Origin of the sequence: Streptomyces sp. NBC_00637, assembly GCF_045161545.1 — a bacterium.
Classification (GTDB): domain Bacteria; phylum Actinomycetota; class Actinomycetes; order Streptomycetales; family Streptomycetaceae; genus Streptomyces.
Window position 1 is genome coordinate 7,304,815 of the sequence record NZ_CP109046.1, and the last position, 15,220, is coordinate 7,320,034.

Consider the following 15,220-nt stretch of genomic DNA (forward strand, 5'->3'; position numbering starts at 1 on the left):
ATGAGCGGAGTGCACGCCACCGCGCGGATCGGGGCGAGGGCCGACGGACGCGGGGGCACCTCCCTGCCCGTCCTCGAGAGCGACGGACCGCTCGCCCTGCGGCGCACCCGGGGCACCGGCGGCGAGGCACGCGTGATGCTCGTCGGCGCGATGAGCGGGCCCCTCGGCGGTGACCGTTTCGCCGTCGAGGCCGACGTCGCGAACGGCGCCCGGCTGCACGTCGGTTCGGCCGCCGCCACCATCGCCCTGCCCGGGCAGACGAAGGACGAGGCCCACTACGACGTGCGCCTCACGGTCACCGGCGAGGGCGAACTGCGCTGGATGCCCGAGCAGTTGATCTCGGCGAAGGGGAGCGACCTGTTCGTCACCACGCGGGTCGGGCTCGGGGCCGACTCCCGGCTCGTCCTGCGTGAGGAGCAGGTGCTCGGCCGGGTGGGGGAGGAGCCGGGGAGGCTGACCAGCCGCCTCACCGTGCGGGTCGACGGGCGGGTCCTCCTTGACCAGGAACTGGCCTGCGGGCCGGGCGCGCCCGGTGGCTGGGACGGACCCGCCGTCCTCGCGGGGTATCGTGCCGTGGGCCAACTCGTCGTCGTACGACCGGAGTTCCGTGAGGCGCCGACGACGGCCCGCCGGGTCGGCGAGCACGCCTGCGTCATGCCGCTGGCCGGGCCGGCCGCTCTCGTCACCGCCGTCGCGCCCGACGCGCTGCGGCTGAGGCGGGCGTTGGACGAGGCGCTCGCCGATGTCGACATCCGGTGAGCGGTACATCACTTTCCGGTTATCGGATTGGCAAAGAAGGTCAACGACACCTTTTCTCAGGTGCCTCACAGCCGCGAGGATCCCTCTGCCGCCATCACCAGGTAGGGGAGTTCCCACTTGAAGGACATACGACCGAACAAGCGCACCACGGCGCTCGGCTCGGCCGGCGTACTCGTCGTCGCGACGATGCTCGCCGGCGCCGTCGCGGCGCCCTCGGCGAGCGCGACGAGCGGCCGTCCGGGACAGGACCGGGAGGCGCGAGGCGCCGCGGTCGCGGCGGAGCGCGCCGGCAAGGCCGGCATCGACTGGCAGGACTGCCCCGCCGACTGGGGGCTGGAGAAGCCGATCCAGTGCGGCTGGGTCACCGTGCCGCTCGACTACGCCAAGCCGAACGGCAAGCAGATCAAGCTGGCCGTGGACCGCATCGGCAACACGGGCACGGCCGGCGAGCGCCAGGGCGCGCTCGTCTACAACCCGGGCGGCCCCGGCGGTTCGGGCCTGCGCTTCCCGCGCCGGGTCACCACCAAGTCGCCCGTGTGGGCCAACGTGGCGAAGGCCTACGACTTCGTGGGCTTCGACCCGCGCGGTGTCGGCCACTCCGCGCCCATCTCCTGCATCGACCCGCAGGAGTTCGTCAAGGCGCCGAAGGCTGACCCGGTCCCGGACAGCGAGGCCGACAAGCTCGCCCAGATCAAGCTCGCCCGGGAGTACGCGGACGGGTGCGCCGAGCGCAGCGGCAAGGCCGTGCTGGCGCAGATGACCACCCCGAACACCGTCCGCGACCTGGACGTCATCCGCGCCGCGCTGGGTGAGAAGAAGCTCAACTATCTGGGTGTCTCCTACGGCACCTACATCGGCGCCGTCTACGGCACGATGTTCCCCGGCCACCTGCGTCGCATGATCGTCGACAGCGTGGTCAACCCCTCCCGGGAGAAGATCTGGTACGAGGCCAACCTCGACCAGGACGTCGCCTTCGAGGGCCGCTGGAAGGACTGGCAGGACTGGGTCGCCGCCAACGACGCCACCTTCCACCTCGGCACCACCCGCGCCGCCGTCCAGGCCAAGTGGCTCACTCTGCGCGCCACCGCGAAGAAGAACCCCATCGGTGGAATCGTCGGCCCGGCCGAGCTGATCTCCTTCTTCCAGAGCGCCCCGTACTACGACTCCTCGTGGGTCCCGGTCGCCACCGTCTTCAGCAAGTACTTCGCCGGAGACACCCAGGCGCTCGTCGACGCGGCCGCACCGGACCTCACCGACACGGCCGGGAACATCTCCTCGGAGAACGGCAACGCCGTCTACACCGCCGTCGAGTGCACCGACGCCAAGTGGCCCACCAGCTGGCGGAAGTGGAACAGCGACAACACGCGGCTCAACAAGGACTACCCGTTCATGACCTGGGCCAACGCGTGGATGAACCTGCCGTGCGCGTTCTGGCCGGTCAAGCAGCAGACCCCGGTGGACGTCAAGACCCACAAGGGCCTGCCGCAGGTGCTCATCGTGCAGTCCACGGACGACGCGGCGACCCCGTACGAAGGTGCCCTCGAAGTGCACAAGCGCCTCAAGGGCTCCCGCCTGATCACCGAGAAGGACGCCGGCTCCCACGGCGTGACCGGACTGGTGAACACCTGCATCAACTCGCGGGTGGACGCCTATCTCCTCACCGGCAAGCTGGACAGCGCGGACGTGACCTGCGCCCCGCACGCCACGCCCAAGCCGTAGCACCGCCCGCACGACAGTGAAGGGCGGCCGGAACGATCCGGCCGCCCTTCCAGGCGTTCCGAGGGAGCATCAGCTCGGGTGCGGCAGCATCAGCCGAGCACGCCGAGACGGCCCATGACGGAACGTCAACGCAGCGGCAGACGCGGGAACTTGCGCTCCCTCTCCGCCTTCGCCGCCTTGGCCGCCGCCTGCTCCTCCGCCTTGACGACGGCCGCGTACTGGTCCACGTACTCCTGCTCGGACAGCGTCAGGATCGCGTACATGATCTCGTCGGTGATCGCTCGCAGCACCGCCTTCTCGTTCTCCATGCCGAGGTAGCGGGAGAAGTCGAGGGGCTCGCCGAAGCGGATCGCCACGGGGTGCGGGGTCGGGATCACCTTGCCGGGCGGCTGCGCCTCGAAGGTGCCGATCATCGCGCAGGGGATGACGGGGACCTGGGCCCTCAGCGCCATCACCGCCACCCCGACCTTGCCCTTGTACAGGCGGCCGTCGTGCGAGCGGGTGCCTTCCGGATAGATACCGAGCAGTTCGTCCTTGCCCAGCACCCCGAGGCCCTCGCGGATCGCCGCCTGACCTGCCTCCTTGCCGGAGCGGTCGACCGGGATCTGACCCGCGCTGCGGAAGAAGGCCGCGGTCAGCCGGCCCTTGATGCCGGGGCCCGTGAAGTACTCGGCCTTGGCGAGGAAGGTGATGCGGCGCTTGAGGATCGCCGGCATCAGGAAGTGGTCCGAGAACGACAGATGGTTCCCGGCGACGATCGCCGCGCCCGACTCCGGTACGTGCTCCAGGCCTTCGATCCGCGGTCGGAAGACCAGTCTCAGCAGGGGGCCCAGCAAGACGTACTTGAGCACGTAGTAGAACAAGGGGTCGCTCCTCACTCCGGCGGATCGGCGGGATGGCCGCCTGACCAGGGTGCTGCTCCGGGACGCCGCGCAGCAAGCCGCAGGGAGCCGCGGGAACGATCCTGCGGCCGTCCGGGGAGACGCCCCCGGCGCCTTTTCGTCGAATCTCCACGGATCTTGCCGCAACCGTGTCGGTTCTCACATCCACCGAGGGCGAGACGTCGGAGATGTCGCGTTGCTTTCGATGGATGTTCATCAAGTTCTTATTTACTCTCCGTTGTTGACCATCTTTTCTCAGTGTTCTCTCACTGAGTCGTGTTGTGAACTGTGAATGCGGGGGCGCGTGTTGACGCGAAGACATGCCCGGACGCCGGCCTTGGCGCTGGCGCTGGTGACAGCCATCGGGATCGGGGTGACGCCGGTGACCGCGGCGGTCGCCGCCACCCCGACGGCCCCGGTGCGGACGAAAAGCACCACCGAGAACACGGCGACGACCACGCAGGACGCCTCGGCCGAGGCGAAGCGGACCGGCAAGGCTGTCGAGGTCGGATCCCTCCGGTCGGAGAGCGGCGATGTGTACGCCACCCCCGACGGGAACCTGGAGGCGCGTGAGTACCTGCGCCCTGTGCGGACCCGGGTCGGGGGCCAGTGGAAGCCGGTCGACACCGATCTGGTGAAGACCTCGGAGGGGACGGTCGCCCCGGGCGCGACCACCGTGGGGCTCGAGTTCTCGGCGGGCGGCGACGACGCCCCGCTGGTACGGATGGAGAAGGCGGGGCGCGAACTGGCCCTGTCCTGGCCGGGCGAGCTGCCCGCCCCCGACCTCGACGGGGCCACGGCGACCTACCGCGACGTTCTGCCGGACGTCGACCTGCGCATGGGCGCCCAGGAGGACGGCTTCACCCAGCTGCTCGTCGTCAAGTCCGCGGACGCGGCCGCCAGTCCGGAGCTGACCCGGCTGCGGCTGAAGCTCTCCGCCGAGGGCATGGACGTCCGCGAGACGTCCCAGGGGGGCCTGGAGGCCGTCGACCAGGGCGCCGGGAACGCCGTGTTCGAGGCGCCCAAGCCCGTGATGTGGGACTCCAGCACGCAGGACCCGGCGCAACCGGGCGCGGCGCCGCAGGCGGGCACAGAACCGACGCAGAACACGGCGCCGACCCGGAGCCCGGCACCGCGGCAGAGCGCTCCCGTGGAGAAGACCACTCCGGCGGGGACGACCGCGCCGGCCAAGTCGGCCAAGTCCGCGATGTCCCTGTCGGCCGCCGCCTCCACCACGGCGGCTTCCGGCACGAGTGGGCAGCCGGCCGTCGCGGGCGACGAGCCCGCCGCCGGGGAGTCGGCGAAGCTCGCCCCGGTCGGGGTGGACATCCCGGCCGGCGGCCGGGAGCTGGTGCTGACCCCGGACACGGACGTGCTGAAGGGCGAGGACACCACCTACCCGGTGTTCATCGACCCCCAGTGGTACTCGCCGCGCGCGGCCGCGTGGACGATGGCGTCCAAGTACTGGGCTTCCGCGCCGCAGTGGAAGTTCAACGGCGAGAACAACGCCGGCCTCGGCTACTGCGGGTGGGCCTACTGCCAGCCGAACGACACCAAGCGGCTCTTCTACCGCATCCCGGTGTCGAAGTTCGCGGGCAAGACCATCCTCCAGGCCGAGTTCGTCGTACGGAACGTGTGGTCCGCGTCGTGCGGCGCACGCAGCGTGGAGCTGTGGCGTACGAAGGACATCTCCTCGTCGACCACCTGGAACTCGCAGAACGCGAGCGGCTTCTGGATCGACAAGCTGAAGACGGACTCCTTCGCCTACGGCTTCGAGGGCTGCTCCGCCAAGGACGCCGAGTTCGACGTGAAGTCGGCCGTGCAGACGGCGGCCAACGCCAAGTCGTCGACCATGACCTTCGGCATGCAGGCCGCCAGCGAGAGTGACATCTACGGCTGGAAGAGGTTCTCCGACAAGGCGTATCTGCGGGTGAAGTACAACCGCCCACCGTCGCAGATCAGGATGTCGCAGCTCACCATGGAGTACGGCGGCACCTGCAAGAAGCCGGCCGACGCACCGCGGGTGCGCACCCTCGGCAAGATCTACGCCAACGGAGTCACGGACCCGGACGGCGACACCGTGGGCGTGCAGATCGAGGCGGCCTGGGATTCCGGCGACGGCAAGGGAGTGATCGCCCGGTGGAAGCCCGCCCGGACCAGCCTGAAGAAGTCGGGATCGAGCTTCTCGCTGACCCTGCCGTCATCCCTGCCCGAGAACAAGCAGATCAGCTGGTACGCACGCAGCTACGACGGAGCGCAGTACTCTCCGTGGTCCAGTGCGGGTGATCCGACGGGCTGCTACTTCACCTACGACACGAAGGTGCCGAAGGCCCCGGCCGTCACGTCCGCCGAGTATCCGGCCTCGGATCCCGAGAACCCGGACGACCCCTGGTTCGACGGCGTGGGTCAGTACGGCTCGTTCCAGCTCAAGGCCGCCGACACCGACGTGACGAAGTACTGGTTCGGCATCAACGGCGATCCCTCGTCGAAGAACACGATCACCACGTCCGCGGGCGCGGCGAAGGTCGCGAGGATGCTGCCCGCCAAATCCGGCCTCAACTACGTCACCGCCAGGGCCTTCGACGCGGCGGGCAACGGCTCCGAGATCCGTACCTACCAGTTCCGCGTCAAGTCGGGGCAGCTCGAACGCGCCGACTGGGCGATGGACGAGGCGGCCGGCGCCACCGAGGCGGCGGGCAGCGCGCCCGAGCAGACCGCGGCCCTTTACGGCGGCGCGACGCCGGGTGTGGAGGGCAGGATCGGCAAGGCCGTGCAGTTCGACGGCGTCGACGACTACGCCGCCACGGACGTCGCCACCATCGACACCGACGTCAGCTTCTCGGTGTCGGCCTGGGTGAAGCTGTCCGCCATGCCGTCCGGCGCGGCGGTCGTGGCCTCCCAGCGAGGCAACAACGCGCCCGGCTTCGAGCTGTACTACTCCAAGGGGTACGACCGCTGGGTGTTCAACCAGTACAGCGCCGACAGCGCCAGTGGCACTCCCGTGCGGGCCATGCAGGCCGCCGCGGGCGGGGTCAAGGCCGGTGAGTGGACGCATCTGGTCGGTGAGTACGCCGCCGGTGAGAAGCTGCTGAAGCTGTACGTCAACGGCACACTGGCCGGGTCCACGGCCTACTCCACGCCGTGGAACGCGCGGCGCGGCATGGTGATCGGCGGCAGCTTCCTCGGTGACACGCCGGCATCGCCCTTCCCCGGTGTCATCGACGAGGTGAAGACCTTCGAGAAGCCGCTGTCGGCGGGCGAGGTGTCGGGTCTGTACAGCTCGAACGCGATCGGTGCCGGGCGCCCGGCCCGCGCGGTCTTCCACCTGGACGAGGCCGCCGAGGCGACCGTGCTGAGCGGCCGTGCCGATGTGAATCCGGCGGTCCTCAAGGGCGGGGCCGCACTGGGTTCGGCCGGGGTGGACGGCAACGCGCTGACCCTGGACGGGACCGACGACTACGCCGCCACCAGCGGTCCGCACATCAACACCTCCTACGGTTTCGCCGTCTCGGCCTGGGTGAAGCTGGCGAAGACCAAACCCACGCACGCCGCGAGCGTCGCCTCGCAGGCCGGTGAGGCGGTGACGGGGCCGGAGCTGTACTACTCCAGCTCCTACGACCGCTGGGTGTTCAACCAGCACAGCGCCGACACCGCCGACTCCACGGTGGTGCGGGCCATGCAGCCCGAGGGCGCCACCGCATACGGCGGCGAGTGGACGCACCTGGTCGGCGTCCAGGACACGGTGGCCGACCAGCTCTCGCTGTACGTCAACGGCACCCTGGCCGGCACCACCGCACTGCCCTCGACCTGGTACGCCGGGGGAGCGGTGCAGATCGGCGCCAGCGCGTTCGAGGGCAAGGCCACCTCGTTCTTCCCCGGCCAGATCGACGACGTACGCCTCTTCGACCGGCCGGTGTCCGCCGAGGAGGTGCAGCAGCTGTTCAAGCAGCGCGCGCTGCTCAACGCCCGGTGGAAGCTGGACGCCCTCACCGGCTCCGCCTCGGCGGACGACACCGGGCGGGCGGGCGCGCTGTCCGTGGCCGGCGGAGCGAAGATCGGCACCGGATTCATGGACGGCGGTCTGGAGCTGGACGGCAAGGCCGGCTACGCGAGTGCCCCGGCGGTCCCCGTCGACACGAGCGCCAGCTTCACCGTCACCGCCTGGGCCCAGGCGGCCTCGATCCCCACGCAGAGCGCGGCGGTGGTCAGCGCGGAGGGGGCCAGTCGGAGTCCCTTCGCGGTGCACTTCGTCCCGGACGCCAACAACCCTGACGGGCTGGGCAGTTGGGAGATCGAACTGCCGAGCGCGGACACCTCGGACGCCACGACGGCGCGGCCGGCCAGTACGGAGTTCAGCGGCGTGACCGACTGGAACCACCTGGCCCTGGTCTACGACGGCTTCGCCAAGCAGGCCCGTCTGTACGTCAACGGCGTGCTCCAGGAAGCCGCGTGCGAGGACGTGGACGGTGACGGCACGGCGGACGACACCTCCTGTCAGGACATGATCGCCTGGGGCGAGAACGTGCTGACCACCAAGGCCGGCAAGTCGCTCCAGGTCGGACGGACGAAGATCGGCGCCACGGGTGCCGAGTACTTCCCCGGCGTGATCGACGACGTCTGGTTCTTCCAGGGGGCACTCGACGACGGCCAGGTCGGCGAGCTCGCCGGCTCCTGGTTCGACGTGCCCACCCAGGTCCCGGCCGGCAGCTGACGCCGCCACGGGCGGTGCGCGCCGGGAAGGCCCGCGCGCACCGCCCGTGACTCCCCGGCCTCCCGCGCCTTTCGGCGCACTCCGCATCTTTCAACAGCGACGCCGGCGCCCCGCCATCGGCGGGACCGGCGCCGCGCAGCGATGGACGGCATACGCATGAGACGCAAACCCCCACGTTCCTCTCCCACGGCCCTGCACCGACCGGTCTCCCTGGTGGTGTCGGCCCTGATGCTCGGCGGGCTGATCCAGGCCGCCGCCTCTCCCGCCCAGGCCGCCGGCGGCCACCCCCTGCCCGGTGTGCCCAAGGCCGACACGGCGGTCTCCGGCACCGACGGCATCAAGGCCGAGCCCCGCACGCTGACCCGCGGCCCGAAGACGCCGGGACAAAAGCCCAAGCGTTCCTGGCCCGCGGCCGGCACCGCCACGGTGGAGCTGCCCGGCGGCACGGCGAAAACGGCTGCCCGCGCACGGCGGGCCGGCGCGCTGCCTCTCACGATCGCCCCGGTGAAGAAGGCCCAGGAAGCCGTACAGGGGACGGTCGAAGCCGCCGTGCGAGGCCGTGAGCAGGCCCGACGCGCCGGTGTCGACGGCCTGTTGTTCACCCTGGAGGCCAAGGACCACCCCCGGGGTGTCACCCGGGCAGGCACCGCGCCGTCCGATGCGGGCAAGGTCGCCGTCACCGTCGACTACGGGGACTTCGCGCAGGCCTACGGCGGCGGTTACGCCTCCCGACTGCACCTCGTGCAGCTGCCCGCCTGCGCCCTCACCACCCCCGCCGAGGAGGCGTGCCGCAAGGCCACCCCGGTCGCCGCGAGCAACGACACCGACCGGCAGACCCTCACCGCGAACACGGTGAGCCTGCGGTCGAGCGGCATGACGGTCCTGGCCGCGGCCGCCGAGACCGGCGGCGAGAAGGGCGACTTCAAGGCCACCTCCCTGTCTCCGTCGGCGACTTGGACCACCAACCTCAACACCGGTGACTTCACCTGGTCGTACGACATGCCGGTGCCCGACGTACCCGGAGACCTCACGCCGGACGTGAGCCTGGACTACTCCTCGGCCTCGATCGACGGCCGCACCGGCGGCACCAACAACCAGGGCTCCTGGGTGGGCGACGGCTTCGACATGTCACCCGGCTTCATCGAGCGCCGCTACAAGCCCTGCGCCGACGACGGCGAGAAGAAGGCCGACGGCAACAAGCCGGGCGACCTGTGCTGGTCCTACGACAACGCGTTCATCTCCTTCAACGGCAAGGGCGGCGAGCTCGTCTCCGTCGGCAAGGACGAGTTCAGGCTCAAGCAGGACGACGGCACCCGCGTCACCCGGCTGACCGACACCGCCCGCGGCAACGGGGACGACGACGGCGAGTACTGGCGGGTGACCACCGCCGACGGCACCGCCTACTTCTTCGGCTACCACCGGCTGCCCGGCTGGACGAGCGGCAAGGAGACCACCGACTCCACCTGGACCGTGCCGGTCTACGGCAACAACACGGGTGAGCCGTGCCACGCCTCCGACTTCGCCGGATCCTGGTGCCAGCAGGCCTGGCGGTGGAACCTCGACTACGTCGTGGACACCCACGGCAACGCGATGGGCTACCACTACGTCAAGGAGTCCAACTCCTACGGCCGCAACCTCAAGGCCGACGACGACACCCCGTACACCCGCGGCGGCTACCTGGAGCGCATCGACTACGGGCTGCGCTCCTCCCGGATCTTCGCGGACAAGCCCTCCGCCCAGGTCGTCTTCGACAACGCCGAGCGGTGCCTGCCGCAGGACGGCGTCACCTGCGCCGCGGACACCATCGACACCAAGGCGTCCTACTGGTACGACACGCCGTGGGACCTCAACTGCAAGACCGGCGCCACATGCGACGACGGCCGGCTCTCGCCCTCCTTCTGGACCCGCAAGCGGCTGACCGCGGTCACCACCCGGCTGCTGAAGGCCGACGGCACCTACGGCAAGGTCGACTCCTGGAAGCTCGACCAGCGCTGGGGCATGGCCGACACCGACTACCAGCTGCTCCTCGACAGCGTGCAGCACACCGGCCACACCGGCACGACGCCGATCACCCTGCCGAAGACCACCTTCGCGTACACCCAGCTCGCCAACCGGCTGGACCGGATCGGTGACGGTTACGCCCCCTTCATCAAGGCACGCCTGTCCACCGTGGCCGACGAGTCCGGCGGCCAGATCGACGCCAACTACTCCGCACCCGCCTGTGACGCGGACGCCCTGCCGACCCCGCAGACCAACACCACGCGCTGCTTCCCGCAGTTCATCGGCGGCGACAGCACCGACGCCCCCGACCGTGAGTGGTTCAACAAGTACGTCGTCACCTCCGTCGTCGCGACCGACCGCACCGGCGGGTCCCCCGACCAGGTGACCGCCTACGAGTACCTCGACGGCGCCGCCTGGCACTTCGACGACGACGACGGCCTCACCAAGGAGAAGTACAAGACCTGGTCGCAGTGGCGCGGCTACGGCCACGTCCGGGTGAAGAACGGCGGTCAGGGCGGCGCGGCCGCGATGAAGTCGCAGGAGGACCACTACTTCCTTCGGGGCATGGACGGCGACCGCAAGGACACCACGGGCGGCGCCAAGTCCGTGACCGTCACCCTCGAACCCGGTGAGGGCGACCCGATCACCGACCACGCGTCGGCCGCGGGCCTGGAATACAGGACGGCCGCCTTCGACCGACCGGGCGGCAAGGTGGTCGCCAAGACCGTCAGCCGGCCCTGGCACCACGAGACGGCAAGGAAGACCCGCGACTGGGGCACCGTCACCGCGAACCTCACCGGCGTCTCCGCCAGCCAGACCTGGACCTCCCTGGACGACGGGGCGGGCGTCAAGTGGCGCAGCACCTCCAGCTCCGTCACGCACGACACCGTCGCCGGCCGGGTCACCCAGGTCGACGACCGCGGCGACACCGCCACAGCGACCGACGACCGGTGCGCCCGCACCACATACGCCACCAACACCGACAAGAACATCCTGCTTCTGCCCTCCCGGGTGGAGACCGTCGCCAAGGCCTGTGACGCCGCGGTCGACCGGAGCAAGGACGTCATCGACGACATCCGCACCGCCTACGACGGCGGGGCCTACGGCGCGGAGCCGACCAAGGGCGACCCCACGGCCACCGCTCCCCTGAAGAGCCACAACGGAACCAGGGCGACCTACCTGGAGGCCGGCGCCACCTACGACGACTACGGACGCGAGCTGGCGGTCACCGACCTGACGGCGGATCTCACCGTCACCGGCGACGCCGCCCCCGTACGCACCGCACGCGCCGACGGCCGCACCACCACGACGACCTTCGCCCCCACCACCGGACTGCCCACCCGGACGACGACCACCACCCCGCCCGCCGACCCGGCGGTACCGGCCACCGCCCAGACCACCGTCAAGGACCTGGACCCGCTGCGCGGACTGCTCCTCCAGCAGACCGACACCAACGGCAACGTCACCCACTACGCCTACGACGCGCTCGGCCGCTCCACCAAGGTCTGGCTCGCCGACCGCGCCACGAGCGGCGTGCCGACGTACGAGTACGGCTACACGGTCTCCGAGGGCAAGCCGGTCGCCGTCGCGACCAGGCTGCTGAACAACGAGGGTGGCCAGATCACGTCGTACCAGCTGTACGACGGCTTCCTGCGGGAGCGGCAGTCCCAGGCCCCGGGCCCGGACGGCGGCCGGATCATCTCCGACGTCTTCTACGACGAACGCGGCCTGGCAGCCAAGAAGTTCGCCCCGTACTACAGCACGGGCAGCCCGGTCACCGAGCTGTTCAAGCCCGCCGACGCGCTCTCCGTGGAGACCCAGACCCGCACCGCCTTCGACGGTCTGGGGCGCGCGGTCGAGGAGAAGCAGATCGCCGGCAACGGCGACGGCGGCGCGGTCCTCAGCACCACGAAAACGATCTACGCGGGCGATCGCACCACGGTGATCCCGCCGGTCGGAGCCACCACCGTCACCACCCTCACCGACGCCCGCGGCAACGTCACCGAACTGCGCGAACACCAGGCGCGGGCGCCCGAGTCGGCGTACGACACGACCACCTACGACCTCACCCCGTCGGGTGAGCTGCTGAAGGTCACCGACCCGGCCGGCAACAGCTGGAGCCACACCTACGACCAGCGCGGCAACCAGCTCTCCATCACCGACCCCGACAAGGGCCGCACCGACACCACGTACGACGACCGCAACCAGGTGATCTCCAGCACCGACGCGAACGGCACCCTGGTCAACGCCTACGACGGGCTGGGCCGCAAGACCGAGCTGCGCGAGGGCTCCGCCACGGGCAGGTTGCGGGTCAAGTGGACCTACGACACGGTGGCCGGCGCCAAGGGCCAGCTCGCCGACTCCACCCGCTACGTCGGCGGTGCCGCGTACACCACCTCGGTCACCGCCTACGACAAGCTGTACCGCGCCACCAAGACGGCGACCGTGATCCCGGCCGTCGAGGGCGCGCTGGCCGGCACCTACCAGTCCGGCACCGCCTACAAGCCCTCGGGTCTGGTCGCCTCGCTCAGCTACTCCGCGGCCGGCTCCCTGCCGGGCGGCTCGGTCAACTACACCTACGAGGACCAGACCCTCCGCCCGGTCTCCGTGTTCGGCCAGGGCATGACCTCCACGGCCACCTACAGTCAGACCGGCAAACCGCTGGTGTACACCTTCGGGCTGACCAGCGGCGGCAAGAAGACACAGGTCACCAACACCTACGAGTACGGCACCCGGCGGCTCGCGACCACCCGCGTCGACCGCGAGGAGCAGGTCGGCGTCGACCAGAACGTCAGCTTCCGCTACGACGAGGCCGGCAACGTCCTCTCCCTGAACGACGTCTCCCGCACCGGTACCGACAACCAGTGCTTCGCCTACGACCACTTGCGCCGGCTGACCGAGGCGTGGACGCAGGGCGACCAGACCTGTGCCGCCGCGCCGTCCGCCGCCAAGCTCGGCGGCCCGGCCCCGTACTGGCAGTCGTACACCTACGACAAGGCCGGCAGCCGGCTGACCGACACCCGGCACCACACCGGAGGGGACACCACCAAGGACGTCAAGCGCTCGTACGAGTACCCCGCTCCGGGAACGGCCAAGGCGCACACCCTGTCCTCGGTGACCACCCAGGGACCGGCCGGGACGACCAGGACCGACTACAAGTACGACCTCACAGGCAACACCACCGACCGCGGCCGGCAGCACCTGGACTGGGACGTCGAGGGGCTCCTCACCAAGGTGACCGAGCCCGTCGACGGCAAGCCGGACAACGTCACCGACTACCTGTACGACGCCAACGGCAACCGGCTGCTCTCCCGCACCGGCGCCCGCACCACCCTGCACCTCGGCCACACCGACGTCACCCTCGACAAGGGCGCGGCCAAGGCCAGGGCGACCCGTTACATGGACCTCGGCAGCGGACACCAGGCGATACGCGCCGACGACGGCACCTTCTCCTTCACCCTCGCCGACCACCACGGCACCGGCCTGCTGGCCGTCGCCGCGACCGACCTGGCCCTCACCCAGCGCAGGGTCCTCCCGTTCGGCGAGGCCCGGGGCACCGCGCCGGCCGCCTGGCCGAGCACGCGAGGATTCGTCGGCGGCATCGACGACACCAAGGACACCGGTCTCACCCACCTGGGCGCCCGCGAGTACGACCCCGGGACCGGCCGGTTCCTCTCCGTCGACCCGGTGATGAACCTGTCCGACCCGCAGCAGATGCACGGCTACACCTACGGCAACAACAACCCGCTCGTGTACGCCGACCCGGACGGCAAGTTCTTCGGGTTCGCCGCCCTCTTCAAGGCGGTGCAGAAGGCGATAGCGAAGCTCTTCAACAAGGTTCCCAACAAGAACCCGGGCTTCATGCAGCGCCGGGCGCAGTCTCCGGCGGTCAGCAACAAGAAGCTGTCCGGGGCGCTCCAGCAGATCTATCCCAAGGCCCGGGCGAAGCAGGTCTTCGGCAACGGGAAGATGTCGACGGCGCTCATCTACGAGTTCAACACCGGGAAGAAACTCCCCGGCAAGGACGAACTCCACGTCCAGAAGGGATGGTCGACCATGAAGGCCCTCTCGGACGTCCTGGACCTCGACCGTAAAGCCAGGGAGACCGAGAAGGGAGACAAGAAGCACCTGCTGTCCGACAAGGACCTGGCCGTCGCCAAGGCCGAGGCCAAGGAGCTCTGGGACGCGCTGAACTCGCGGGACGTCACGGGCAACGTCAAGAAGACGATGGACGCCGACGCCGGTATGAAGTCCTCCGTCAAGACGAACTTCGACGCCGTGATGAAGACGCCCGCCGTCAAGGACCTCACGGGTCAGGACTTCACTCCGGCCACCAAGTTCAAGGGCCCCGCCCCCGTCGGCCAGCCCACCCGGCTGCGCGGCTTCTCCCGTACCCTGGGCGTGGCCGGCGGCCTCCTCCAGGTGGCCCAGGCTCCCTCGTACGTCAGGGAGTACGGCTATGGCAGAGGTGCCTGGGAGATGTTCAAGGACGTCGTCGACCCCGTGGGGACGAGTGACTCCATGGTCGACCCGTTCGTCGACCAGGGTGGGGGATCATCGATCTGCGACCCGTCGAGCGGCAACTGCGCCTGACGCTCGCCGAGCACGGGGGGGCCTGCCGCGCACCACGCGCGGCAGGCCCCCTGCTTCCTCCACCACCCGTATGACGACGAGACACCGACCCGCACCTGGAAGAGACATGAGCGAGACCCCCGCCCAGGAGATCCCCGCCGAGGACATCCCGGCCCTCCTGCTGCGTACCGTCCCCGAATCCGCGCAGTCCATCGCCGAGAGGTACGAGATGCCCGCGGAAGCGGCCGTGCTGAGCGAGGACATGGCCGTGGACCTGTACCCGGTGCTGGCCGAGTGCTTCACGACGCCGGTCCTGATGCCGCAGCTGGAGAGCGACACCCCGGACGTGGAACTGCTCGAACGCTGCTGGGACTTCGTCGAGCGGCTCACGGCGCATTCCCTGGAGAGTGTCCGGGGCGCCGCCTACTTCGAGGTCCTCGAACAGCTCCTGAACGCCGACGGTCTCCTGGAGGCCGCCTGGCCGTACATGAAGGAGCGGACCCGCGCACGCACCCGCACGATGCTGGACTTCTACGGTGTCGAGGTGCCCGGCACCGGCCACCGGTAGCGCGCGGCG

At 70.0% G+C, this 15,220-nt stretch carries 6 protein-coding genes; 5 read left to right on the plus strand and 1 reads right to left on the minus strand.

Translation table 11 applies throughout. The features are described 5' to 3' along the window. On the plus strand, positions 1 to 759 hold the full coding sequence (locus tag OG440_RS32235; RefSeq protein ID WP_406010265.1) for an urease accessory protein UreD: 759 nt from the start codon (positions 1 to 3) through the stop codon (positions 757 to 759). A 186-nt stretch (positions 760 to 945) separates the two neighbouring features. Next, positions 946 to 2,478 (plus strand): alpha/beta hydrolase, encoded by a 1,533-nt coding sequence (locus OG440_RS32240; protein ID WP_406011516.1) that lies wholly within the window; start codon positions 946 to 948, stop codon positions 2,476 to 2,478. Between the two features lie 125 nt (positions 2,479 to 2,603). Here OG440_RS32240 and OG440_RS32245 read toward each other — a convergent pair whose 3' ends face one another. Beyond that, on the minus strand, positions 2,604 to 3,341 hold the full coding sequence (locus OG440_RS32245) for a lysophospholipid acyltransferase family protein (RefSeq protein ID WP_406010266.1): 738 nt from the start codon (positions 3,339 to 3,341) through the stop codon (positions 2,604 to 2,606). Positions 3,342 to 3,651: 310 nt separating this feature from the next. On the opposite strand from OG440_RS32245, the gene OG440_RS32250 reads away from it, so the two are divergent. The 3 genes from OG440_RS32250 (at position 3,652) to OG440_RS32260 (ending at position 15,211) form a co-directional block, all read left to right on the plus strand. Then, positions 3,652 to 8,070, plus strand: coding sequence for a LamG-like jellyroll fold domain-containing protein (locus tag OG440_RS32250; protein WP_406010267.1), 4,419 nt, complete (start codon positions 3,652 to 3,654; stop codon positions 8,068 to 8,070). 156 nt (positions 8,071 to 8,226) lie between these two features. Continuing rightward, positions 8,227 to 14,664 (plus strand): RHS repeat-associated core domain-containing protein, encoded by a 6,438-nt coding sequence (locus OG440_RS32255; protein ID WP_406010268.1) that lies wholly within the window; start codon positions 8,227 to 8,229, stop codon positions 14,662 to 14,664. Positions 14,665 to 14,770: 106 nt separating this feature from the next. Beyond that, positions 14,771 to 15,211: a hypothetical protein gene (locus tag OG440_RS32260; RefSeq protein ID WP_406010269.1), complete on the plus strand. Its 441-nt coding sequence runs from the start codon at positions 14,771 to 14,773 to the stop codon at positions 15,209 to 15,211. Positions 15,212 to 15,220: the final 9 nt, after the last annotated feature.